The 25,852-nt window shown below is 63.2% G+C and carries 13 protein-coding genes; 3 read left to right on the top strand and 10 right to left on the bottom strand.

Annotated elements, in window-relative coordinates:
- Positions 1-38 precede the first annotated feature (38 nt).
- The 10 genes from ACZ5YA_RS09760 to ACZ5YA_RS09805 form a co-directional block, all read right to left on the bottom strand.
- The gene (locus ACZ5YA_RS09760) at positions 39-587 is read right to left on the bottom strand and encodes a hypothetical protein (protein WP_191295330.1); all 549 of its coding nucleotides are present in this window, start codon (positions 585-587) and stop codon (positions 39-41) included.
- 100 nt (positions 588-687) lie between these two features.
- A complete protein-coding gene (locus tag ACZ5YA_RS09765; protein ID WP_118934358.1) occupies positions 688-1,254 on the bottom strand; it encodes a hypothetical protein in 567 nt (188 codons plus the stop codon).
- 442 nt (positions 1,255-1,696) lie between these two features.
- Positions 1,697-1,912, bottom strand: coding sequence for a hypothetical protein (locus ACZ5YA_RS09770; protein WP_118934360.1), 216 nt, complete (start codon positions 1,910-1,912; stop codon positions 1,697-1,699).
- 1 nt (position 1,913) lies between these two features.
- Positions 1,914-2,558 carry a hypothetical protein gene (locus tag ACZ5YA_RS09775; RefSeq protein WP_464092425.1) on the bottom strand — a complete coding sequence of 215 codons (645 nt, stop codon included), beginning with the start codon at positions 2,556-2,558 and terminating at the stop codon, positions 1,914-1,916.
- Between the two features lie 366 nt (positions 2,559-2,924).
- Positions 2,925-3,389, bottom strand: a complete 465-nt coding sequence (locus ACZ5YA_RS09780) for a hypothetical protein (RefSeq protein WP_464092426.1) — start codon at positions 3,387-3,389, stop codon at positions 2,925-2,927.
- Positions 3,390-3,671: 282 nt separating this feature from the next.
- Entirely contained in the window at positions 3,672-4,112 is a 441-nt protein-coding gene (locus tag ACZ5YA_RS09785; RefSeq protein ID WP_464092845.1) for an SMI1/KNR4 family protein, read from the bottom strand.
- Between the two features lie 246 nt (positions 4,113-4,358).
- Positions 4,359-4,766, bottom strand: a complete 408-nt coding sequence (locus ACZ5YA_RS09790) for a hypothetical protein (RefSeq protein WP_464092427.1) — start codon at positions 4,764-4,766, stop codon at positions 4,359-4,361.
- A 345-nt stretch (positions 4,767-5,111) separates the two neighbouring features.
- Positions 5,112-5,516 carry a hypothetical protein gene (locus ACZ5YA_RS09795; RefSeq protein WP_464092428.1) on the bottom strand — a complete coding sequence of 135 codons (405 nt, stop codon included), beginning with the start codon at positions 5,514-5,516 and terminating at the stop codon, positions 5,112-5,114.
- Between the two features lie 12 nt (positions 5,517-5,528).
- Complete coding sequence (locus ACZ5YA_RS09800) at positions 5,529-19,526, bottom strand: hemagglutinin repeat-containing protein (protein ID WP_464092429.1); 13,998 nt, start codon at positions 19,524-19,526, stop codon at positions 5,529-5,531.
- Positions 19,527-19,581: 55 nt separating this feature from the next.
- Positions 19,582-21,288, bottom strand: a complete 1,707-nt coding sequence (locus tag ACZ5YA_RS09805; protein ID WP_280015090.1) for a ShlB/FhaC/HecB family hemolysin secretion/activation protein — start codon at positions 21,286-21,288, stop codon at positions 19,582-19,584.
- A gap of 445 nt (positions 21,289-21,733) precedes the next feature.
- On the opposite strand from ACZ5YA_RS09805, the gene ACZ5YA_RS09810 reads away from it, so the two are divergent.
- From ACZ5YA_RS09810 to ACZ5YA_RS09820, 3 genes are read left to right on the top strand one after another with little or no spacing between them, the layout of a single operon-like run.
- Positions 21,734-22,246 (top strand): winged helix DNA-binding protein, encoded by a 513-nt coding sequence (locus ACZ5YA_RS09810; RefSeq protein WP_059372716.1) that lies wholly within the window; start codon positions 21,734-21,736, stop codon positions 22,244-22,246.
- 9 nt (positions 22,247-22,255) lie between these two features.
- Complete coding sequence (locus ACZ5YA_RS09815) at positions 22,256-24,109, top strand: ABC transporter ATP-binding protein (protein WP_059372713.1); 1,854 nt, start codon at positions 22,256-22,258, stop codon at positions 24,107-24,109.
- 55 nt (positions 24,110-24,164) lie between these two features.
- Complete coding sequence (locus ACZ5YA_RS09820; RefSeq protein ID WP_251881796.1) at positions 24,165-25,697, top strand: ABC transporter substrate-binding protein; 1,533 nt, start codon at positions 24,165-24,167, stop codon at positions 25,695-25,697.
- The last annotated feature ends 155 nt before the right edge of the window (positions 25,698-25,852 follow it).

Consider the following 25,852-nt stretch of genomic DNA (forward strand, 5'->3'; position numbering starts at 1 on the left):
ATATTCGGAAAATGTTGTCTGACACCTTTTTACGGTTCTTAACTTCCGTTGACCGCACAGGCCTTCGTTGGAGTGAGTTCAATGAGTCGGTTGGCGCTGTCTACGCCTAGCTCTTCGACGATTACTTTGCGATCCCGCACATATATCTCGTAGTTCGCGCCAGCTATCGGAGTGAAATAGCCTGCGTCACGCGTTTCGTGCTTATAAATGGAGACGCCCGGCGAATGATACGTACCACCGACCTGACCATATATGGTCAAAGGAATGCCGGCCTTTATGATGAATTCATCGAAGACAGCATCACCACGCCTTGAAGTGGGAGGCATGCCAACACTGCGACTACCCTGATAATGGCTACGCTGCATGGTCTCCAACCCTTCCCCATGCCCCAACAGGCCAGGACTGGTGTAGCAGGTACGATCAAAATCCAGGCGAATTCGGTCGGCGGTGTAGACAAAAACACGGACGCGTGAATTTTGGGTCCCATCATAGCTATTGAGAACATTAGGATTGGTTGCTGAGCAACCTGAGAGCCCGCCAGAAATCACTAATACAGGGACCACTATTCGAAACACAAAATTCGACACTTCACGAACCTCGGCGCAAGATAGATTTTGATGCTTGCATCAAGCGGAGACTATGGTTTCAGCTGAAAAAAACTAGTCCGACGCCCTGCTAATTGATACATTATTTCCCGAATGCATCGCGAGGTTCCGCGAAACGCAGCAGACCGGTCTTGTGGCATTGGTATGGGTACTTTTCGGCGCACCGCTGTACCATGGAGCGCGCCAGTTTATTCGCGACATCCGCCGCAATCCGCTGTCCCTCGGCATTCGGCCCACGATTTGAAAAATCACGCAGAGAGATCCCATACGTATCCTCGGCCATGCCACGGTACTCGCCCGACTCTGCGTCATACAGACGGATACCCACCGACACACTGGCAGGATACTGTTGAGAACCCTCGAATGCGCGCGGCTCGCTCACAGCAACCACATATTTGACACCTGCCGCCAACGCATCCTTGTTCATCGTTTCCGGCCTGGCCGTCTTGAGATCGAACTTGCGCAACTTGAATACAGCCTTAACTCCCGCTGCGTCCATGGCACCTGGCAGTTCGGCATTCAATGCGTTGCATACTGATTCGGCAGCGTAGGTCGCAGGATAGGCTGTTCTGGCACCTATGAAACCGACACTCTCGATCTTCTTTTTAAAATCGCAATCGGTGGTGTAGATCAGCACCGGACTGATCATCTTGCGAGGTTCCGGGTTCGTTGCCAAGGCTGCCGGCGGCGAGCCCATGATGAAGGAGCAGCCTGCGGAAGCGAATAGCGAGGCGAGTGTCAATATGAATCTACAGAAAAGCATAGTCTTCTTATTCTCTGATTTCTAAGAAATTCACCTAAAAGAGCTTCCACCCGGAATCGACCATCATCCCTGGACATTTACACACTCACTCGTCATCAGCTGATTGACGCCTCTGTGTCAGACTAAATTTAGATAGCCAGAAAATCTAGCCTGATATCTTATTTAGACACGTTATTTATGTAGTCTGACTATCTTATTTATGGAAGCCGTCATTGCGATCAATTTTAGCCCGCACGAGAATTTCTCCCGTTTTCCGTGATTTTCTACTCGACCAAAAAAATACCCGACGCTCATCTTTTCGAGCCCCTGAACGCAATAACCTTAAAATTCAGTACTTCCCTTTTTCCCTGAAGGGCTTGACATTAACCATAGCGGCCTTCGCTGCATACATACCCACGCCCCCAATAACCACGCCGATCAGGGCCAAAAAATAAAGATCAAACCGCAATCCAAGCAGGGCCAAGACAACCCCGACCCAAATTAACAATCCTCGGAACCAGCGCTTGAAATTTCCTTCCGCGATTATCACGCCATAGAAACTCATGTTATCTCCTACCAACACTATTCAAATAACCATTGCTCTTTACCAACTCCGCAAGCTCATTAATAGCGGGCGCAAGCACTGGATATCTATCTGACGCAAAAGCGCCTACCATATCAACGGTCGAATCACTTACAGATTTTTTCCAATTTGGCCTCACCATTTGCTCGAACAGACTACTTGCAGCACCTATCGCGGTGGCGGCACCAGCAACTGGGGCATTTCCCGCGGCAGTTGCTGCAGCAGCGATTCTCCCGGCCATACTCGACACCCAAGCGGCGTTATCTGCAGCTCGAATCGCCTGTTGAACATGACCCAGCTGAGTCATGTTCGGAGTCAAACCAGCTACACATTCGGCTGTTGCGCAGTACCTAGCCACAGTATCATCAATTGGAATATAGCCTGTTCGTGGACTAGTATCACGAAAAATCGGAGCAGGCACATACTGGGCCATATATGGAATTTCACTTTTATTTACGAAATCAGCTATGAATGCCTGAATAGCCGGATCCACCTTTCCCGCTTTCTGAACATAGACAACCGAGCCAGCCTCATTTGACCATACGGCTCCCGAGTCAGTTTGCGTCACACCACCAATCTGAACATCAGGTACCCCAGGATAAGTCGTGCCTCCGATCACGAAACTCATCCATCAAAAAAAGGTGTCAGACTACATTTTTAGATATGGAAAATGTAGTCTGACACCTTTTCTCACCCTAAGCGTTAGTCCAAGCAGGGTCAGGAAAATCCCAATCCAAATTAAAAGTCCTCGAAACCAGCGCTTGAAATTTCCTTCAGCAATGATTGCGTCATAGAAACCCATATTATCTCCCACCAACACCAGCCAAATGATCACTGCTTTCACCGCAAAAAAAGTGTCAGACTACATTTTCACCTGTGGAAAATTTAGTCTGACACTTTTTTTACTGCGGATTACGCCTAATATCTCGACGGGCAAGACGGCATATTTTTCCCATCCTGACACCATACTCCCTGGCAATTCCAGCCTGACGCCTTAATCTGATAACTTATATTTTTTCTCAAGCTCTTTGCGAACATGTTCAGCCAATCCCAACATATCTTTATACGCTTTCAACGCAAAGTCAGGATAATGCTCCGACATAAAATCTTGTGAATTCCCTACATCCCCTCCCGCCATTGCAACCGCTTCGTCAACAAAAGCAGGACGAATCACCCAATTGACATCCGGAAACATCAATCTTTGGTGCGGAAACATCTTCCAAACCATATCTCCCTCGTAGCCCTCTACTGCCTTTCGCAGTTCTTCGACAAATTCTCGATTTTCACTCCTAAATCTAATTGTTGTAAACGGAGGGGCTTTGGAATTATCTCTCTGATAGACCCCTCCCCCTTTCAATCCAATCATTACCATTCTCGTCTGGAACTTTCTCCATTCCAAATCGGAAAATTCTTCTATTACTTTATATAGTTCATCACCATCAGCCAGACTCTTATTCATGCCGCCCCCTACTTAATCTTTGAAATTGAAATTCCGTCAGGATTGGTCCCTTTCATCAATTGAAGCCAATCACCTTGCGGCACCGGTCGTGACGACACTCGTGGATCGTATACGTACTGCCCATCGGAGTAAACTTGATGGTAAGTTTGCCTTTTTTCTAATACTCCATTTTCCAGAACGTTCAGGTTATTTCGCAGCAATCAAAAAGGTGTCAGACTACATCTTCAGCGGTAGAAAATGTAGTCTGACACCTTTTTTCAGAGTCTGATACCTTTTTTTGACCTAGTCAGCAGCCTTAAAAAAATGCTTATCTAGATCGGCAGGAGGGAATTGACCAGGTAGAATTTTTGACGAAATGTCCCTACCAAGAAGCCCTAAAAGAAACTCAACACAGCCACAACTGTAGATTTCTTCTTCCCCTTGATCGGAGCTATGAATAGCAACTCTCCACGAATCTGGCTCTCCATCAATCAACCAAACAAACGTTTCTCCATTATCTGTCACTGCCCAAGGAAGAAAAGAACCTTTCACAGGATAATCTGGCCTTGGACAGTCCGATAAAAACTCCTGCCGCATTACAGCGTACGCACCTATAAAGTACTTACTTTTCTCAAAATTCAAATTTGAATTTTTTGAAAAAGGATCCAGCACCCATACAAAATCGTCTATTGCTCCACATCCGTAAATTGAAATAAATTCTTTAAAATCATTGGGCAGCCGCAGGTTCTCCTACGTTTCAAAATTTGCCCAAACAGTCTTATCAAAGGCTCGCGGAGAGGGTGGCGGAAGAAGGCTAATCAGCTTATTTATCATTCCTACTTCACCCCACTTATGTTCGGGATTGATACATCAAGAGTAAAACCACCTGACCCAAATAAAAAAGGTGTCAGACTACATTTCCAGCGGTGAAAAAAGTAGTCTGACATCTTATTTTTGACAGGCTGACACATTTTTTAATTTGAGAACCCTCTACCCACACTTCCCTCCTGGATACGCCATAATTATCTGAAATATTCCAGACCCATTAAGCCCAGGTGGTATTAAATCGTATTGTTCCCGGCCTTTGCAGTAGAGAATAGTCTTTTCATCCTCAATTTTCGAAGCCCCTACACTCTGGAAAAGCCTTTCGTTCATCTCTTTAACTCCTTCACTCCAACCAGAAGAAGAGAATTCCATCATAATGAGACCAGCCCCCGATTTTAACGATCTATCGTCCATCAGGGCATTGCCATTTATTTTATAAACATCAGGAATCAGGTCTATCATTTTTTTGTAGACCACAGCCACATCCCCCGGCGATCTGATGATCACAAAAATCATCAAAACCATCCATATCGGAATAATTAATAAAGCCCACCTTCCCACGCTCAATTTCATCCTTTTTTCCTCGACTCTTCAAATAAAAAAGGTGTCAGACTACATTTCCAGCGGTGAAAATGTAGTCTGACACCTTTTTCTTTCGAGCGGCTGGTTTTCGGGCTTGGATTTATCCATGGGACACCTCCTTCAAGTATTATCTACTTCTTCGGGTGTCCGGAAAACCCGAGCTAACTCAGACTATATTTCCAGATTTGAAAAATGTAGTCTGACACCTTTTCTATATCTAGACTACATTTTCAGCGATGGAAAATGCAGTCTGACACCTTATATCAACTGCCTATTGAGTCGGAGTATTTAGCTTCATCGTTGGCGTTCTATACACACGTATCCTCTTTTAGCAGGCTACTCGAAGATAATAGACAGTGCCTCACAAATTCCGTATTTCAGCTTGTATTTTACAAGCACTTCCTCCACTAACTTCGATACTATCTTGGCGGCGAGAACACCATCAACACCATTCAGATAAATTGAAAAAACGCAACCTTGAGGACCACCTTTCCAAGAAACAAAAACGTCATCCTCAGGCGTACTCCAGAACTGAATATTAGTTATATTTCCATCGAATACCTCGGAGAGGAAATTCCCAAATGGAATATTTTCCTGGTCTCCAGAATCACTCCAAGTAGTAATCTTGAAGTTATAGGGATTTTCAACTTTTAGACCGCACTCCCCAAATAGCTCGACGACCACGGGAAACGCCTGCTCCAACACATCAGGAATGAGAATTTTTAAAACCGGCCAAGCCATCACTCATCTCCTTTAGAATTTCTTGACGTTATTTTCACCAAGAATTTTCGTAGCCAGATTAATCACTGACTGTGGGGTACCTTCGGCAAAGTAGGCTTCGGCGGAAACTCCGCGTTGCTCCGCTATTGCTTTGTAGATTCGAAGTTCTTGACCAAGCTTCCCTAGATTGCTGGCCTTTGCCGGACCACCTACCGCAACCAAGTTGCCGTTAGATGCCACAACGTCGATATCCGTCGAGCCAAGGCCGAGTATGGCAACTTTCTCGCCAGAGACCGATCCATTAACCATACTTGCTACTGCAGCCTCACGTTCCTGCCCGATCAGCCTCGCCGTCTCACCCGCCGGACCTTTGTAGCCTTCCCCCTCGTTGTATATCAACCCCGGCCCCTGCTCCTCCGGCAACGGCGTAGTAGTCGTAGTCCCACTCGCAGGCCCATTATTCTTCTGCCCCGGCACCGCAATCGACCCGACAGCCTCACCCGGCCAAACCGGAATCTCCGAACCAAACGTCTCCTGCTCAGAAGGCAGCGGCGGCAGCATTTCCACGCGCACCACTTCTCCAGGCTTACCCGGCAATGCCGTCTCTTGCCCCACTGCGCTGCCCACGAACTCCGCCACCCAGTGCCCGACGGCATCCGACGCAGCGGTAATTCCCACCAGCGCAGCCGTTCCGACATAAATGGCGCCGTCCTTCATTTGCACTGCAACGTAGACGGTCTTGTCCGACACATAGGTCACCGCCCGCTGGCAGCTCGGCGTCGTCGCGCACTTCGAAGCCGCCGCGCCGACAACGGGGATTGCCAGCTGCGCCCAGTTCTGAGACGTCTCCAGCGCCGCCGCCGTACCCGCTGTTGCCGCATCCGCTCCCGCAGCGCTCGCAATGCCGGCCACCAGACTTGTGACCAGATTTCGACGCGCTTCGACTTGCTCGGGGGTTAGGCCCTCGGGCGAACCCATCAGGCTGTTAAGGATGCTGCCCGCGCTCGCGCCCAACGCGCCCGAGGCGCAGGCTGCGCCTTGACCGGCAGCGCCCGCGCATCCCACGATGCCGTGCAACGCTGCGCGCGCCGCTTCCGCTTGCGGATCCGTGCCCAGGCTATCGGCAATCTGCTTCACCTGGGCCGCCGCCAGGCCCTGCAGGTAGTTCACCGCAGCCGACTGCACGAATGCGCTCGTCGATCCCGTCACGTTTGCGCCAGCCGCGCCCGTCAACGCCACCAAGACCAGGCCGTACTTGCCACCCGCACTCCAGTCCTGAGCGTGCTGCACCTCGTCCATGAGCGCGCTCATGCTTGCCGCGTCGCGGGCTTCGCCTGTCTTGATCGCGTTCGATAGCGCCGACTCTGCCGCCTGCCTTTCCTTCGCCCGATTCGTCAAAAACTGCCCCACCTGTCGCTGGGCTTCCGACGCAATCTCAAACCCCGCCTCGATCTTCTCCTTATCAAAAATCGGCTTCAGCGCATTCAAGGTATCCGAGGTATCCCGGTTCAACGCCGCGATCGTTTCCGCCGCCGTCATCCCGCTCAGATCCTGCTGCGCAGCCACGTCACGAATCACGACCGTGCCACCGCTGATGGCGCTTTGCGTGGTCGAGTTGCCGCTGCCCTTGGCGCCCACGACGATGGGCGTGCCCATGCCGAAGCCGCTGCTGCCGGTGGCGATGGACGTGGCATGGTCCTTGCTGGCGCCGCCTGCCACCTGGCCGTCCTTGGTGGTCCCCAACCCGGGATCCGCTCCCTTGGATCCGCCGAAGCCGAAGCCCCCGCCTATCGAGACCTGGCCGCCGCTGTACTTGGCGCTGTTCTTGATGCTCTCCGTGATCAGTGTGCCGGTGTCGAGCTTGTTCAGCCCGTCCGCCACGGCCTGGTCGCTGCTGGCGATGACGCTGCCGATCAATGTGGTGTTGTTCTTGACATCGATCTGGAAGCCGCCATCGCCCGCCCGCAAGCCCGTCTGCTCCATGACGGACTTGAAGTTGCTGTTCATCTTGCCGGTGCTGGCGTTGGCCGAGAAACTACTGGCCCCGGCGCAGAACGGCGGGATGCACAGGCTCAGCCCGAAGCCGGCGCTCTTGTTCTTGGAGTCGTACTTGCTGCTGTCCTGCAGGCTTTCCAGCAGCAGGTTGCCGCCCACGGACGCGATGATGCGATCAGCCTCCCCTGTCGCGCCCTTGAGCGTGGTGTCCCCACCTGACTGGATCGCCAACACGTTGCCTGCCGTGACATGGCTGTTGGTCCAGCTTTCGTCCTTGCCGTTGGCCGTACCCCGGCCAACCGAGGCGCCCAGTTCCAGCGTGAAGCCGTTGCGCTCGCCGCCGGTCGAGAAGCCGATGCCGATGCTGCCGCTGCTGCTCTTGCTTTCGGTCTTCTGTTCGAAGGCGTTGCGCGCGGCCTGCAGCACTACGTCGCCTTCGGCCTTGAGCACCACGTTGTTGCCCGCCGACACATTCGAGCCTGTGACTGTGATGTCCGAGTCCTTGCCCGCGCCTTGCGCAACGATGGTCAGGTCCTTGCCGGCAGTGACGGTCGAACCGTAGGCGTTGGACGAGCTGCGGTCGGTGGTGCTGGTGCTCTTGCTAGTGCCCAGGCTAAGCTTGATGCTGACACCGCCTACCTGGTCGATCTTGTTGCTTGAACCAGGCTCGGCCAACTCCGCCGCTTGGGCGGCCAGGGCGGACTTGCGGACGGCGTCGTAGGCGTTGACGCCCGCGATGCCGGTGGTTACCCCGGCGAGACCCTTCATGACGGTGTTGTCCGTCTTGCCTGCCGCGTCGGCCATGCGCGCGCCGGTCTGCACGGCACTGACCAAGGGGTTGCTGGCAGTGAGCGTCAACCCAGTCTGCTTGATCTCATGGAACTCCTTCTCGCGCGCGGTATCGAGCGCCGCGGCGATGTTCACCTCCTTGCCGATCAGCGTCATGTCGCCCTGGCGCGCCAGGAGGTTGCTGCCCGTGATGTTCAGCGCTTCACCGGCCTTGATCAGCACATCGCCTTCGACGCTGCCCACCGTGCTGGCGGTGTTGAAGACTTTCTTGCCGTCGATCCAGTCGGTCTGCTTGCTGCTGCCGTAGCTGATGCCGCCCATCGCGCCGAAGCCGGACTTCTTGACCATCTTGTAGTTGTAGCTGTCCTCGGCGTTCTGGCCAGGCAGGATGTTCACGTCGCGCTCGGCGGACATGACCAGGTCCTTCTGCGCGGCGACATTCGACCCCACCACATTCAAATCCCGCCCCGCCATCAACACCGCCGTATCGCCGGTAAAGGTCGACCCCTTGGCCTGTTCCCAGTCGCTGGAGGTGATGGTGTGCGTGGTCTTGGACGACAGGAAGCTCTTGGTCTTGTAGCGGACCTCGTCGTAGGCCGAGCCGGTTTCCACCCCTGCGACCAGATTGATGTCACGTCCCGCGCCCACCGCCAGCTGCTTGCCTGCGGTGACTTCGGCCGCGCGCGCATTGACGTCCTGCCCCGCGACCAGCGTGAGGTTTCCGCCCGCCGCGATGCTCGAACCGACTTCGGAGCTGGTGCTCAGGTCGTGGCGGTTGTTCTTCTTCAGAACCAGCGATTCGCCATGGCTCTCGGTAAGCGTCTCCAGCGCGATGTCGCGCCCGGCCTGCAGGCGCGCGTCGTCCTTGACCGAGACTTGCGCAGCGGTCAACGTGATATCGCGGCCGGCCTGCATGTTGAGGTTGCCGGCATCGACGCGGGCCACGCCGCTGACGTGCGTGCCCCAGGTGCTGCCGAAGTTCTCGGATGCCGCGGTGGACGTCAGGGCGATGTCGTTCCCCGCCTTCAGGGCGACGTTGTCGCCCTTGATCAGCGATACCAGGTTGGTCAGGTCCTCGCGCGCGGCGAGGTCGACGGTGGAACCCTGGATCAGCCCGCCGCCCTGGTTGACGATGTTGCCGGCGGTCATGACGGTGGCTTCGCGTGCGCCGATGGTGCCGCTGTTGACGATGTCGCCTTCGGCCTCCAGCTTGACGTTGCGGCCGGCCATGAGGGTGCCGTCGCCCTTCAGGTCGCCTTCGCGCACCAGCAGGTAGACCTGCGGGACCAGCACGGTCTCGGTGGTGCCGTCGGGCAGCGTGACGGTCTGTTCGACCAGCCAGACCAGGTCGGTGGTGAGCTGGCGCTGTTGCGCCTCGGTCAGCGCGACGCCGAGCTGGATGCCGTTGTCGCGAGCGAATTGCGCGCCGGCTGCGAGCAGGGCCTTGTACTGGCCGTCGTTGTCGCTGTACTTGTCGAGGAAGCGCTGGCCGGTGGTGGCAAGGATCTGGTCGGACACGAGCTTCTGTTCATAGAAGCCGTCTCCCAGGCGCTTGGGTTGGCCCGAAGGCGTCAGGAACTTGGCGCCTGCGGGCACCAGGGAATCCCAGCTGCCCAGGCGCGCGCCGGACAGGTTCTGGCCGTCGACCGCGGCGGTGGCGCCGCTGGCGGAGAGCGAACCGCCCGCGCCGAACGCGGCGCCGGCGGGGCCGGATACGCCTTGCGCGTCCAGGCGCTGGCCGTCCAGGCCGCCGCTGGAGCCGACCGTGGCGCCGGCCTGGCCCGCGTTCGAGACCGAACCCGCACCGACGCCCGCATTGACCGTGCCGGCCGCGCCGGGCTGGTCGTTGCGTTGGCCTGCCAGGCCGCCGCCCGAGCCGGCGCCGTTGCCGATGGTGGTGCCGGGCAGCGCGCCCGGCTGGCTCAGCAGGTCCAGCAGGTAGTCGCTGGAGACGGTTGGACGCTGGCCGACGAAACGCGGATCGGTGGCGACGACGTAAGGCGCATCCGGCCTGCCGTTGACGGTGTAGAGCTGGCTGTCCGGAATACCGGCAGGATTGGAGACGGTGCGCACCACCGTGCCGCCGGGCAGGCCGACGCTGGCGACCAGCACCGGTCCGGGCGTGGCGCCGCCATTGCTGGCGCCGGGCTTGGAGCCGTTGAGTTGGACGGCGACATTGCCGCCGGACGTGCCGACCGGCAGTTCGATGGGCTGGCCGGCCAGGGTTGCGTTGTAAGCGCTGGAATATTCCTTGCGATCACGCGAACGCGCCTGGGTGACGGTCATGGTCCCTGTGCGCGTGATGGTGCGCTCGCCGCCCGCGCCGATGTTGTTGATGGCGGGACCGTTTACCGAGAGCGTGCCGCCTGCGGCGATCTGGCTCTTGTCGTTGGTGACGGCGCCGGTGAGCGTCATGGCCCCGCCCGACAGGATCTTGCCTGGATCGGAGGACAGGGTGCGGGTTTCGGTGACCGTCTCTTGCACCCGGTAGTAGGTGAAGGTGCCCACCAGGCGGTTATTGAAGTCGGCGTTGAACTCGCGGATGCGCGCTTCCAACTCCATGTGCGGCGCCTTGTACGCGGCGTAGGCGTCTTCGTAGGCCTTGCGGCGCGCGTTCTCGGCAGCGCAGCCATCGATGATCGCGCAGTTGTCGTAGAGCGGCGGCACCCAGACCGGCATCGGGCCGGACGGTGGCGTGACACCGAAGACAGCCCAGATACGCTCTCCGGAACCGTAGAGGAACTTCTCCGGCGTGTCCCAGCAAAGATCGGCCGCGTCGCCGCCGCTGCAGCCGACGTCACGCGGGGTATAGGTCGGCGTGATAGGCGACGTCTCGCCACCCCTGCCCTTCTTGCTAGGCGCGTAATCAAACGGCGGCCCATACCGCGACGCCGGATACTTGGTGGACGGCAGCAGGAACATGCGTTCGGGATCGTCGTCCAGCCAGGCCGGATCCTTGCTGCACATCGGCGTCACTTCGTCGCACAGCCAATTGGTCTCGGCGTCGTACATGTCGGTGGTGCCGGCCGGGGTGAAGTACACCTTGGACGTGCTGGACACCTGCACCGTTTCGCTGGTGTAGCGGTCGTTCTGATTGCGGATGGACGCGGCCGAGATGTCGGCATTGCCTGCCGCTTCAATGGTGGCGGAGGCGTTCAGCAGCGAACCGGCCTGGCCGATGGCGCGGCCGGCGGCATCCAGCGCGCCGCCGATGCGCAGGTCGGCGCCCGAGTAGATCAACGCGTGGTCGCGGTTGATGAGCGATCCCACGCCCAGGTCCATGTTCGCGCGCGATGCGATGACGGCGCCGCCGCCCGCGCCCGCGCCGTTGACCAGGGCGCCTGCCTGGATCGACACGGCATCGCCGTAAATGCGGCCGGTGTTGTCGACGCGGCCCGCGGTGATGCGGGTGGAACCTCCGTCGATGAGGCCGGCGTTGGTCAGGCCCTGCGTCACCGTGATGCGGTTCTGGCCGCCGGCCAGCAATTGGCCGGAGGCCTGGTTGTTCAGCGAGTCCGCCGAGATGCTCAGGTCGCGGCCGGCGCTGATCTTGGCGCGGTTGTCCATCGCGCCGCCGACCGACAGGTTGAGGTCGCGGCCGCTGGAGATGTCGCCCTCCTGGTTCAGCGGGCCCGCATACGTGAACGACAGGTCGCCCGCGGATTGCAGCACGCCCAGCCCTTGCAGCGCCTGCGCGATGACGGTCAGGCTCTTGCCCGCCTGCAGCGTGCCTTGGGTGTTCTTGAGCATGTCCGCGACAATGCGCGCGTTGCCTTGGGAAGCGACTGTGCCGCCCGTGTTGTCCAGTTCCTTGGTGGTAAGGGTCAGGTCCTCGATCGCCTCGATGGAGCCGCCCTGGTTGTTGACGCGGTCGGCCATGATGGAGACGACCTTGCCCAGCACGCCCTTGGGCGGTGTGCCGGCCGCGGTCAGCGTGCCGCTGTTGTCCAGGCTGGCGGCGTTCAACGTCAGCACGTTGTCGGCCTGGATCAGGCCGCCGCGGTTGTCCACCGCGCCCGTGGCCGTGACGGTCAGGTCGCGAGCTGCCAGCGTGCCGTCGCGGTTGACGATGCTTGCGGCTTCGATGCGCGCATCGCCGGCGGCGGCGACCACCCCGCCGGTGTTGTTCAACGCGCCGCTCAGCTTGATCGCGGCATCGCCCGTGGACGTCAGTTTGCCGCCCTGGTTGTGAAGATTGGCGGCGGCGATATCCAGGGCGCCGCCCTGCACGACCGCGTTGCGGCTGTCGATATCACCCGGCGTGGCCAGCGCGACCTTGCCGATGGCGGACAGCTTGCCGCCCGCCAGGTTCAAACTGCCTGCCGACAGGCTCAGATCGCGGCCGGCGAGGCTGGTGCCGCCATGAACGATGGAACCCCCGGTCAATCTGATGCTGCCCGGCTGGCTGAGCGCGCCGTCGGCGCCCACGCCCGCCACGAAGCGGCCAGCATTGGAAAGTTGGCCCAAGGCGGTGGCGATGAGATCGCCGCCAGCCAGCACCGAGCCGGTGTTGTCCAGCGTGGATCCCGCCCACAGCTTGGCATTCGTACCCGCGGACGCGATGCCCGCGTTGAGCAGCGCGCCGCCCGCGCTCAGGTCCAGCGCCGCGCCGGACTGCAAGCGGCCGTCCGCCGTGACGGTGAGTTTGCCGCCGGCGCTAGCGGCCAGGTCGCCTGCCTGCGTGGCGGCGATGCCGCCCAGCGTCGCGTCCGTGCCGGCCCGCAAGGTCATGCCTTGTTCCGCGGCGGCCGAGCCGAGCGCGGTAAGCGCGCCCCCCGCCTGCGCGGTCAGCGCGCCCCCTGCCTGCAGGCGCGACGCCGCGCCCAGCGCGATATCGCCGCGCTGCGCGGTAAGCGCCAAGTTGCCTTGCAAGGCGGCCACCGTGCCGTCGACCGTGATCTTGTCGCCCGCCGTCAAGGTTTGCGAGCCGCCGGCCAGCATGCGCCCCGCCGCCTGCAGCACGCCTTGCGCGGTGGCGGTCAACGTGCGGCCGGCCTGCGCCAGCCCGGCCGCGCCGACGGTCACGTCGCGGCCCGTCAGCGTCAGATCGGCATCGGTGGCGGCAGTGCCGTCCACTCGCGCGTCGCGCGCGGCGGCCAGCAGCATGTCGCCCACCGAACTCAGCGCGCCCGTTGCGTACAGGTCGCGATCCGCGCGGGCAGTCAGCGTGCCTGCGGCTTGCAGTTGGCCGTTCTGTTTGACGATGAGATCGCGTCCCGCCGTGATCGAGGCATTGCCCGCCGCGCGTTCGCCCAGGGCGGCAGCAAGGCCGCCCAACAGGACGTCTCCACTTGCGGCGAGCGTCAGGCCGCCGCCCGCGGCAATGACGCCGTCTGATCCCAGGTTGCCGCCTGCGCGTGCGCTCAGCCCGTCGAAGGCCTGCATCCTGCCGCCTGCGCCGACGAGCAGGTTTCCGCCCGCGTCGGCCGTCAGGCCGCCTTCCAGCGCCGTGGCGATGCCGTCGATGCGGATGTCGCGCTGCGCGCCCAGGACGATGGGCGAACCGGCGGTCACCGTGCCCGTGATGAACAGGTCGCGGCCCGCCTGCGCCTGCAAGCTGCCGCCCGCGGCGCCGGCGCCCGTGGCGGTGCCCGCCGTGCCAGCAATGCGCAAGTCCTGGCCCGCGCCCAGCAGCAACTTACTGCTGCCCTGGGCCAGGCCGGCCTGGCCGATGCTCAGGTCCCCGGCCGCGTCTGCGCGCAGCGTGCCGTTGGCGACGGTCTTGCCGTTCAGTTCGGCGTCCGTGCCCGCCTTCAGCGTAATGTCCTGCTCGCCCGAAATCGTGCCGTTGGCCAGCAGCTTGCCGCCCGTCTGCGCTTGCAGCAGTCCGCCCGCTTGCAGCGCGCTGGCGCCGCCCAGTGTCATGGCGCCGCCGCTCTCCACCGTGAGCGCGCCCGCGTCGGCCAGGACCGTGCCGTCTATCGCCAGATCCTTGTCGATCCGCAGCGTCGCGGCTTGCCCGGCCACCAGCGTGCCCGCCAAGGTGGCGCTGTCGGCCAGCACATCGACCGAGCCATCGGCCTGCAGGCGCGCGTTCGCACCGGTGGCCAAAGCGCCGCCCGCCTGTAGGGTCAGGTTGCCGGCGGCCAGGTTCTGGCCGTCGAGGCTGATGTTGGCGACCGCGTCCAGGATCAGATCGGCCAGCGAGGAAATCGTGCCCGCCGCCGTCAGCGAACCGCCCGCGCTCGCCTGCAGCGCGCCGCCAGACAGCGCGCGGCTGCCGGCCGCCAGAGCCAGGTCTTCACCCGCTTTCAGGTCCAGGGCGCCGTTGGCGGATGCCGCCGTGCCAGACATATCCAGGCGACCTCCGGCATCCAGGCTTGCGCCCTTGTCGCCGCGCACGACGCCGGCCATCTCCAGGTTGCCCGCAGCCGCAATGCGCGCCTGATCCGCGGCGTCCAGTTGCGCCGCCGCGCCGATGCGCAGATTGCCCCCGGCGCCAAGATCCAGCGCGCCGTCGGCGCCCAGCTTGCCGTCCACGCGCGCATCGCGCACCGCCTGGAGTTCCGCGCCGGCGGTGGACACCAGAACGCCGCCCAGCGCCAGGTCGCGCCCGGCGTCAGCCTGCACGCCCTTGCCTTGCAGCTGGCTGCCCGCGCCCAGCAGCAGGTCATTGCCGCTCTTGAGCTGCAGCGCTCCGCCATAGGCGAGTGCATTGCCGTCCACGCGCAGGTCGCGCGATGCGTCCAGCGACATGCCGCCTTCGGCCAGCGCCGTGCCGGCGAGGTGCAGATCCTGCCCGGCCGCAAGCGTCATCGAGGCGTCGGATTGCAGGTGCGAGCCGCCTGCCGCCGTCAGCGTCTGGCCTGCCTTCAGGTCCAGGCCGCGCGCCGCGTAGACCTGCCCCGCCACGGCCGCGTTGCGCGCGGCCTGTAGCGTCAGGGCGTCCAGCGAACTGAGCGCGCCCGCCACGCGGAGATCGCCCAGCGTCGTGACGTTGACCGCGCCCTTGGCCGCGACCCGCGCCAGTTCGCCCATCGACAGGTCGCCGCCGGCGTTCAAGCTCAGGCCGCCGGCGCTGGCGGCAAGCGTGCCGTCCACGGACAGCTTGCCCGCGGCGTCGATGTTCATGTCGCCGTTGCCGCGCCAGGCGCCGGCCAGCGTCATGTCCTGGCCGGCCTGGGCGCGCGACGCGCCTTCGACGTCCCATTGCGCCGTCTTGCCCATGACAAGGTCACGCGCGGCAATCAGCGAGGTGTTGCCGGTGGCAGCGGCCTTGCTGTCAATGCGCGCGTCGCGTCCCGCGCTCAGGAGAATGTCGCCACGCGCGGCCATGGCGCCGCCCGCCAGCAGATCGCCCATGGCGCGCGCCTCCACGCCCACGCCCTGCGTGCGGCTGGCGTCGCCCAAGCGCAGGTCCTTGCCCGCGTTCATGGCCAATTGGCCGCCGTAGGCCAGCGCCGCGCCATCCACCTGCAGGTCGCGCCCGGCATCCAGCGTCACGCCCTTGTTGGCTTCCGCCTCGCCGGCCAGGACCAGGTCCTGCCCCGCGCGCAGGGCCACTGCGTCTTCGGATTGCAGACGCGCATCCGCGCCGGCCTGCAAATGTCCTATCGCCTCCAGCAGCAGCGGGCCGCCGGCCAGCAGCTTGCCTGTGACCGTTGCATCGGTTCCCGCTTGCGCCGTCAAGCCGGCTAGCGAGGACACTGTGCCCGCCACGTTCAGCGCGCCCTTCGCGACCATGGACAAGGGGCCGCCGGATTGGGCGTTGCCGCCCACCGTCATGTCGCCGACCGAGGCCAGAGTCAATGGGCCCGAAGCCGCGCCGGCCGTGCCGCTGAGGTCCAGCGTGCCTCCCGCCCGCAGTTCCGTGCCTTGGTTGCTGAGCAGGCTGCCCGACAGCGCCACGTCGCCGCCGGCTTGCAGGCTGGCCGCGCCCGTCGCTTGCAGTTCGCCCGTGACCTTCGCCGATTCCTGCGCGCGCAGCGTCAGGTCGCCGTCGGCGCCGAGCTTGGCGCCGAACACCGCGTCGCGGCCCGCCGTGAGGCCGGCTGATCCCGCCGCCACCATTTCACCGGCGGTGATGAGGTCGCGCCCGGCTTGGGCCGTGACGCCCTTGCCCTGCGTCTTGCTGGCCGCGCCCAGCAGCAGATCGCTGCCGGCGTTCATGGACAAGCCGCCGCCGTAGGCCAGCGCGCTGCCGTCCACGCGCAGCTCGCGTGTGGCGTCGATCGCGATGCCGCCATCGCTCAGGGCAGCGCCCGCGAGGCTGACGTCCTGGCCCGCGCTCAACGTCATGTTCTTGGACGATTGCAGCTGCGCCGTCTGTCCCGTGCGCAGGTCCTTGCCTGCCCGCAACGACAAGGCGTCGCCGGACAGCAGCTTGCCGTCCACCATTGCGCCGCCCACCGATACGAAGGTCAACGCGCCCTGGCCGGCCAGTTCGCCATCCACGCGCAACGCGCCGCCGCTTGCGCCGCTGAGCGCCCCGCCCGCGTATGCCTTGCCCTGCGCGCCCACGGACAGGTCGCCGCCTGCGAGCAAATCGATGGCGCCCGCGACAGACGAAGTTTCTCCGTCCAGCCGCAGCTTGCCGGCGGCGTCGATGCGTATGCCCTGATTGGTGCGCACAGCGCCGGCCAGCGTGGCGTCCTGCCCCGCCTGGATCTGCGCGGAACGTTCCGCTTCCAGCTGCGCGCCCTGCGCAATGGCCAGATTGCGTCCGCCCTTCAGCGTCACGTCGTTGGTGGCGACCGTCTTGCCGCCGAGCTGCGCATCGCGCCCCGCGGTCAACGCGATATCGCCGCGCGCGGCCATCGCGCCGTCCGCCTGCAGGTCACCCCCCGCGCGCGCCGACACGCCCTCGCCCTGCGTGCGGCTGGCATTGGTCATACGCAGATCCTGGCCCGCATCCATCGACAAGACGCCGCCATAAGCCAGCGCCGCGCCGTCCACGCGCAGGTCGCGGCCCGCGCCCAGCGTCAGGCCGGCATTGGTTTCCGCCACGCCGGCCAGAAGCATGCTCTGGCCGGCGCGCAGCTGCATGGCGCCGTCCGATTGCAGACGCGAGTCCGCGCCCGCCGCCACCTGGCCTATCGCTTCCAGCAACAGCGGACCGCCGGCCAGCAGTTTGCCGTCGACCGCGGCATCGCGCGCGGCCTGGGCCGTCAATCCGGCCAGCGAGGAGACCGTACCCGCCACGTTCAGCGCGCCCTGCGTGCTCAACCTGACCGGGCCGCCTGCCTGCGCGCTGCCGCTGACCGACAGGTCGCCGCCGGAAGCCAGCGTCAGTTCACCCGCTGCCGCGCCCACCGCGCCGCTGATGGCGAGCGGACCCGCCGCGCGCATGTCCACGCCCTGATTCCCGCTCAGGCTACCCGCAAGCGAAATGCCTGCTCCGGACTGCAGCCGCGCGCGGCCCAGCGTTTCCACCTGTCCGGTGACAGCCGTGGCGCCTTGCGCGCTCAGGGCCAGATCGCCGCGCGCCAGCACGCGGGCGTCCACCGCAGCCTCGCGTCCGGCCTTCAGTTCAGCGGCCGTCTCCGACACCAGTTCGCCATCGGCCCGCAGATCGCGCGCCGCATCGATTCCAACACGCTTGCCCTGCGCCTTGCTGGCCGCGCCCATGCGCAGATCGCCGCCGCTCTTCAGGTCCAGCGCGCCGCCATAAGCCAGCGCGCTGCCGTCCAGGCGCAGGTCGCGCGTGGATTCGACCAACATCGCGCCATCGGTCAAGGCCGCGCCGGCCAGCGTAACGCCTGAACCCGCGCGTAACGCCATGCCGCCTGCCGACTGCAACTGTGCGCCGGCCTCCGACACCGCGTCCGCGCCCGCCTGCGCCTGCAACACGCCGGACGCATACACCTGGCGCGACAACAGCATGTCGCGTCCCGCCTGCAACGTGACGCCTTCCTTCGCGGAAACCACGCCGCCCGCCGTGGAAACGCCGCCACTCGGTTCGCCCGGCGCGGCCGGGTCGGGAGTCTTGCCGGGTTCGCCGCCGGTAGCCGATCCAGATCCAGTCCCCGACCCGGAGCCGGAGCCCGAACCATTGCCGGTTCCCGCACCGGCGCCGGTCCCGCCACCCGTGCTCCCGCCTTGCCCAGGCTGCGGTGCGACCGTCCGGCCCGCCACCTTCAGGTTGCGTCCGGCTTGCGCACGCACGTCCTGATCCGAAGTCAGCAGGTCTCCCGACAAGGAGATATCCTTGCCCGCCGCCACGCGCAGGGCGCCTTGCGTGCGCAGGCTGCCCTGCGCGCCGACAGCCACGTCGCCGCCAGCATCGAGCGTCAAGGCGCCACCGGCGCCGGCCGCGCCCTGCACGGAAACGTCGCGCGCAGCCACAAGCGCCGCACTGCCGCCGGCCTGTGCCGCGCCTTGGACGGCCAGATCGCGGCCGCTGTCCACACGCAGATTGCCCGCTGCCTGCGCGGTGCCGCGCGGCGCAATGCGGACGTCGCCCGCGGCCGTAACCTGCAGGTCGCCGGTCAGCGCCACCAGGTTGCCGCCGATGTTCACGCCCACGCCGGCCTCGGTGCCGATCAGGCGCACGCTGTTGGCATACATGCCGCCCAGCGCCGCGGTATCCAGCGCCACCTCGGGCGCCGCGCCTTCGCCCGCCTGGGCGGACACGGCTCCCGTGGCGTAGTCGACGCGCGCCGCGCCTGCGGTCACGTTGAGCTTGTCGGCCCATACGTCCGCGTTGATCTCCAGCGTGCGCGCCAGCAGGTCCACCTGGCTGAGGTTGGAGCCGTTCAAGCCGGCGCCTTCGACGCGGATCTTGCCCGAGGCAATATCGAAGCCGATGCTGCCGTCCGGTCCGACCTGGGGCTTGCCCGTGGTCAAGGTGGCGCGGTCCGCGTTCAAAAAACCGCAGCCGTTGCAGGTGATGCCCGCCGGGTTGGCGACGATCACGTTGGCGCGGTTGCCGGCCACCTCCATCGTGCCCAGCAGTTGCGACGGGTTGGGCGCGGTGACCTGGTTGAGAATGGTGCTGGCGCGCTGATTGCCCAGCATGGGGTTGCCGCCGACCTGCCCCGCCAGTTGGGTCTGGCTGGCGCCGCCGCTGTTGTTGAGCACCGCGCCGGACGGGCCGACGTTGAATTGCGTGTAGCGGTTGTTGGACACGCCGCCCGCCGACGGCGGCGCGATGTTGATGACCGGCACGCCGTTGCTGACGCCGACGGAGGGCTTCGCTCCCGCCACGCTCTTGTCCACCGAGATCGGCAAGGTCTGCGCCAATACTGGCGACCAAACCTGGGTGAAGACGACGGACCAGACTATGAGGGAGCGAAGCTTGGACATCATGCGTATCCGGTGGGACTAAGGGTGGACTGCGGTTTCGCGGCGCAAGGCCGCCGGATCAGAACTCGAACATCAGCACCGCCGCGAACACGGTCGAGGCGGTTTTCAGGGACTCGGGCTTTTTCAGCGGCCAGCCGGCAGACAGGTCATAGCTGGCGTTGACATAGGGCATGGCGAGCCGTCCGCGCAGCCCGGCCACGGCGCCGACCAATGTGCGGCCGGACAGCGACGCCGCCGACGGGCCGCCCACCCGGCCCACGTCCAGGCCCGTGTACAACTGGTGGCCAGGCACGCGCAGCAGCTTGTCCAGGCCCAGCGACAAGTCGTTGCGCAAGGTCCAGCCGTCCTCGGCGGCCAGCGTCATCTGGCCGTCGAAACCCCGCACCGCATAGCGGTTGCCGATGGTGAAGTAGTCGGACGGCACGATGGGGGTCTTGGCGTGCTGGATCTGCCAATTCAGCTGGTAAGCCCAAGGCTGCTCCGCCAATTCGAACGGCAGATACAGGCCCGCATTGGCCGACACTATGGTGCTGCGCCCGTTCCAATCCGGATCGCCATAGACGTAGCCCGGCCGGTCGGACAGCCCGGTCAGCGTGCCGCGCACGCCCCCGCCGACGTCCAGCGCGGCGCGGCCCAGATAGTGGCGATGCCCCAGGTTGAACTCGTAGCCGGTGACGTCGCGCCGCTGCACCTCGATGTCCACGTCGTTGAGCGTGCTGGTGGTGCGCTTGCGCAGCAGGGTCAGCGATGCCGTGCCCTTGTAGGTGGCGCTGCGATACGGCACCACCGAGACGCCTGCCTGCACCTGCTTGGTGGTGCCGCCGTAGATGATGGGTTCATCGAAGCCGGCCACGGTCTGGCGGTAGGTGGATTTGCTGGCGCCGGCGAAGAAGGTCCAGTAGCCGAAAGGAATGCTGTAGTTCAGGGAGGCGGCGCGCGTGTTCGACTCGGCGTCGCGCCAGCGCGCATTGCTGTTCCACGACACCGACAGCTGGTCGTACAGGAACAGGGGCGAGTCCAGGGTCAGGCCGGCGTTGACCTGGTACTTGCCGATGGCGTCCATGCCGGCGTTGTCGCCGCCGATGTACCCATGCCAGCGCTTGCCGGTGCCGGGACGGATGAGGATGTCGGAATCGCCCAGCTCCGGCCCGGGCGCGACGTCGATGGACGCGTCGGCCTGGCTGCCCAGCCTGCGGATGTTTTCCAGCGCCTGGTCCAGGTCGCGCTGGTTCACCTCACCGCCCGGCCCCGTGGGCAAGGCCGTGCGCCACCAGCCGATGGCGCCCTCGCCCTTGACGGCGGATATGCGGCCCGGCAGGTAGCGCAGCGTCAGCGTGCCCGCGGCCAGGGATTGTTCCGGCACGACCACTCGCGCGGTGACGAGTCCGCGATCGATCAGCAGGCCGATCAGATGTTCCTGCAAGGCCCGCAACCCCAGGCCGCCCACGCAATGGCCAACGACGGCGTCGGCTGCCCGCGCCAGCGATTCGGCAGGCTGCGCTCCGTCCCAAACCACTTCCTTCAGGGCAAAGCAAGGCGTTTCGACCGGCAGGACCAGGCCGCCGGCTACCGGCGCGGCGGGCGACAGCACGTCCGGCCGTTCGGCCGCTCGGGCGCGCTGCGCCCCAAGTTCCTGCTCTTGGCGACGTTCGATTTCGGTGGCGCGCACTGCTGCCTCGGGCAGAGATTGCGCGCCGGATCCAGCCGGGAAAAAGCCAGCCGCCAACATGCCCGCGGCCATGCGCAGGCGCCAATAGTGATTCATGCCGGTATGGCGCCTGCGGACGTGCGCGGCGCTCCTTGTTATCGCTTTGTGAAACCAAATGTTTTCCGAGTTTGCCTTAAAGCACAATTAATAACAATAAATATCTGAATGTATAAGCTCATAAATTAACGGAATTGGTGGAACTTAGAGCATAAAGAAGCGCAAATTGATGCGTGAATGCCATAGTTCCGCAGCCCGGAACTATCACGATCGCAGCAGGAGCGGTTTGATGTGAAACAAATCGCAAGCAGCTCGAAGCCCGCGAGCCGGCAGTGTTTTTTACGCGGACACGCGTCGCGGGCAAATAGGAGAAGTCCGAAATCTGGCGGCAAAACCTAGGACCGGCCGCTTGCACACGGGTTATCCCCGATACGGACATATCAACAAATCGTCAATAATTCGCCAACGTTTTATCGCCGATCCGTCCCCTTCCCCCTGCCAGCCCATGCCTGTATCCGTCCGGGACGCCATTGTTTCCTCCTCCCATCTGGCCTCTTCAGCCCCCGAGCTTTCCGAAGTCGAATTCGGCCTGATCATCGCCTCGCACGCGTTCAACCGCTGGATGGTGCGCTGCATGGCCTGCGCCGGACTGCCCGAGCTGACCTCGCTGGACATCCTGGTGCTCAACCACGTGTTCCACCGCGGCCGGGGCAAGAAATTGGCGGACATCTGCTTCACGCTCAACGTCGAAGACACCCACCTGGTGAATTACTCGTTGAAGAAGCTGGAGCGCCTGGGCGTGGTTCAAAGCGCCAAGACGGGCAAGGAAGTGATCTACACGGCGACCGACGCTGGCGCGGCCGCCATCCAGCGCTACGCTGAAGTGCGCGAGCAATGCCTCGTCAAACCCTTCATCGACTCCCCCACGGCGGACGACGCCAGCCATCAGCTGGCCAACACCCTGCGCGCCCTCTCGGGCCTGTACGACCAGGCCGCCCGCGCCGCCACCTCCCTGTGAGAATCCACGTTGTCTAGCACCACCGCATCTTCTTCCGCTCCGCTGCTGTCCGTGCGCGGCGTGTCGGTCGACTTCAATACCGAAAATGGCGTGTTCCGCGCCGTCGACAACCTGGATTTCGAGGTGCGCCCCGGCAGGACGCTGGCCATCGTCGGCGAGTCGGGCTCGGGCAAGTCGGTCACGTCCATGGCCATCATGCGCCTGACCGACTACACCAGCGGCCGCATCGCCACGGGACAGATCCTGTTCCGCGACGACTCCGACCGCGAGATCGACCTGACCGCGGCTTCCGATGAGGACATGCGCGCCATCCGCGGCAACGACATCGCGATGATCTTCCAGGAACCGATGACCTCGCTGAACCCGGTGTTCACCGTCGGCGACCAGATCGTCGAGGCCATCATGCTGCACCAGCAGCTGTCGCGCTCGGCCGCGCGCCTGGCGGCGCGCAAACTGCTGGAGAAGGTGCGCCTGCCGGACGCCGAACAGATGCTGGACCGCTACCCGCACCAGCTGTCGGGCGGCATGCGCCAGCGCGTGATGATCGCGATGGCGCTGTCGTGCCAGCCGCGCCTGCTGATCGCCGACGAGCCGACCACCGCGCTGGACGTCACCATCCAGGCGCAGATCCTGAACACCATCCGCGAACTGCAGCGCGACCTGGGCACCGCCGTGATCTTCATCACGCACGACATGGGCGTGGTCGCGGAAATGGCCGACGACGTGGTCGTGATGCTGCGCGGCAAGAAGGTCGAGCAAGGCACCGTGGACGAGATCTTCAACGCGCCCAAGCATCCCTATACCCGCGCGCTGCTGGCGGCGGTGCCGCGCCTGGGCAGCCTGACCGGCCGCGACCTGCCGCTGCGCACGCCGCAGACCGTGCTGGAAGGCGACACGCTGCGCGAAGTGGGCGAGACGCGCGAGCAGGACACCGCGCGCTACGACGAGCCCGTGCTGCGCGTGGAAAAACTGACCACCCGCTTCGACGTGGGCCACAACTTCTTCGGCCGGGTCACGCACCGCGTGCACGCCGTCGAGGAAGTGAGCTTCGACGTCTATCCCGGCGAAACGCTGGCGCTGGTGGGCGAGTCCGGCAGCGGCAAGTCCACCATCGGCAAAACCTTGCAGCAGCTGGTGGCGCCGACCTCGGGTGCCGTACGCTACAACGGCCAGGACATTTTCTCGATGGACAGCGCCGGCCGCCAGCGCCTGCGCCAGGAGATCCAGTACATCTTCCAGGATCCCTACGCCTCGCTGGATCCGCGCAAGACGGTGGCGTTCAGCATCGCCGAACCGATCCGCACGCACGGCCTGTTGACCAGCGAAGACGCCATCGCCCGCCGCATCGGCGAACTGCTGGAGCAGGTCGGCCTGAAGCCCGAACACGCCAAGCGCTACCCGCATGAATTCTCGGGCGGGCAGCGCCAGCGCGTTTGCATTGCGCGCGCACTGGCCAGCAATCCCAAACTGATCATCGCGGACGAATCCGTGTCGGCGCTGGACGTGTCGATCCAGGCGCAGATCCTGAACCTGCTGATGGATCTGCAGAAGGACCGCGGCCTGTCCTATCTGTTCATCACGCACGACATGGCGGTGGTGGAGAAAGTCAGCCACCGCGTCGCGGTCCTGTACCTGGGCCAGATCGTCGAACTCGGCACCCGCCGCCAGATTTTCGAATCGCCGCAACACGCGTACACGAAGAAGCTGCTGGCCGCCGTGCCGGTGGCCGAACCCGGCCGCCACATCGACACCTCGCTGATCGAAGGCGAGATCCCCAGCCCGGTGCGGCGCGTCGGCGACGAGCCCGCCATCATTCCCCTGGTTGAATTCGCGCCCGGCCACCAGGTGGCCCGCGCGGCTTGAGCCGCAACCCCTTTTTCACGTCGGCCCGCCCGGCTTCCCGTTCCTGGAGTTGAACATGCTCTCCCTACGCAAAACCTACACCGCCACCGCCCTGGCCCTGGCGCTGGGCGGCGCGCTGCCCGCCGTCTTCGTGACCGCTCACGCCGCCGGCACGCTCAATGTCGCCATCAACCAGGACCCGGGCAGCTGGGACCCGATCGACACCTTCGTGACCTTCTGGGGTTCGGTGGGCAGCAACCTGTATGACGGCCTGACCATGCGCGGCGCCGACCTGAAGCTGCAGCCGGGCCTGGCCACCAGCTGGGAATACCTGGACGACAACAAGCGCCTGCGCTTCAAGCTGCGCGAAGGCGTCAAGTTCCACAACGGCGAACCCTTCAACGCCGAAGCCGTGAAGTTCACCTTCGAGCGCCTCCTGGGCGCGGAAGGCGCCAAGGGCCCGCAGAAGTCCAACTACGACTCGATCGGCGAGATCAAGGTGGTGGACGAATACACCGTGGACTTCATCCTGAAGCAGCCCGATCCCGTCCTGCTGACCAAGCTGGCCGGCTATGGCGCCATGATCGTGCCGCCCAAATACATCAAGGAAAAGGGCGAAGACAACTTCAACACCAACCCGGTCGGCACCGGCCCGTTCAAGTTCGAAAGCTACCAGCCCAAGGTCAACGTGACGCTGGCGCGCAACGACGACTACTGGGGCGGCAAGCCCAAGCTGGACAAGGTGGTCTACCGCTTCATCGGTGAGCCGGGCACGCAAGTCGCCGAACTGCAGGCCGGCCGCATCGACGTCGCCACCCTGATTCCGCTGGGCCTGATCGAAACCGTGAAGAAGTCCGGCAACGCCGACGTCATCTCCACCGGCGGCCCGGTCGCTTTCGCGCTGCGCTACAACACCAAGAGCGGCATCACGCAGAACCGCGACGTGCGCCGCGCGCTGATCATGGCCGTGGACCGCGACGCCATCGTCAAGCAGCTGCTGCTGGGCCAGGCCAAGACCATCGCCAGCTTCCAGGGTCCGCAGTCCTTCGGCTACAACCCCGAGCAGAAGCCCCTGCCCTTCAACCCCGCCGAAGCCAAGAAGCTGCTGGCCGCCGCCGGCGTGAAGCCGGGCGCCACCGTGCAGATCGACGTGCGCGGCAGCGATTCGAACTTCCGCGAAGTGGCCCAGGCCGTCTCGGGCTACCTGCAAGGCGTGGGCGTGCGCGCCACGATCAAGCCGTATGAAACCGGCGTGCTGCTCAACGACATCATCCCCGGCGGCAAGACCGGCGAAATGTGGCAGAACCAGTGGGGCGGCTGGACCTACGACTACGACAACACGGCCTACCTGATGTACCACACGGGCCAGAAGTGGAACCCGTACGACAACGACGCCAAGCTCAACGGCATGCTGGAAGCGCAGCGCACGGTCTACGACGTGAAGAAGCGCGAAGCCATGCTGCAGGAGATCGCCGGCTACGTGGCCGACCAGGCGCTGGAAATGCCGCTGTACAGCCTGAACACGATCGTCGGGGTGAACAAGCGCGTGAAGGATCTGGAAGTGCCGGGCGACATCCGCTTCCGTTTCCTGAACGCTTCTGTGGACTGACGCCCCCCCCGAAGCGCTGCGCGCTTCCCCCCAGGGGGCATGCCTGCGGACCGGCAGAGCCCGGATCCGCGGCATCCCGCTGGGGGAGGACTGGTTGCTCATGGTGCGATGGCGCTATGAACAACTAAAGAGTTTTTCTGAAATGCTTTGGGCGC

Source organism: Achromobacter sp. JCM 18799, assembly GCF_055395645.1.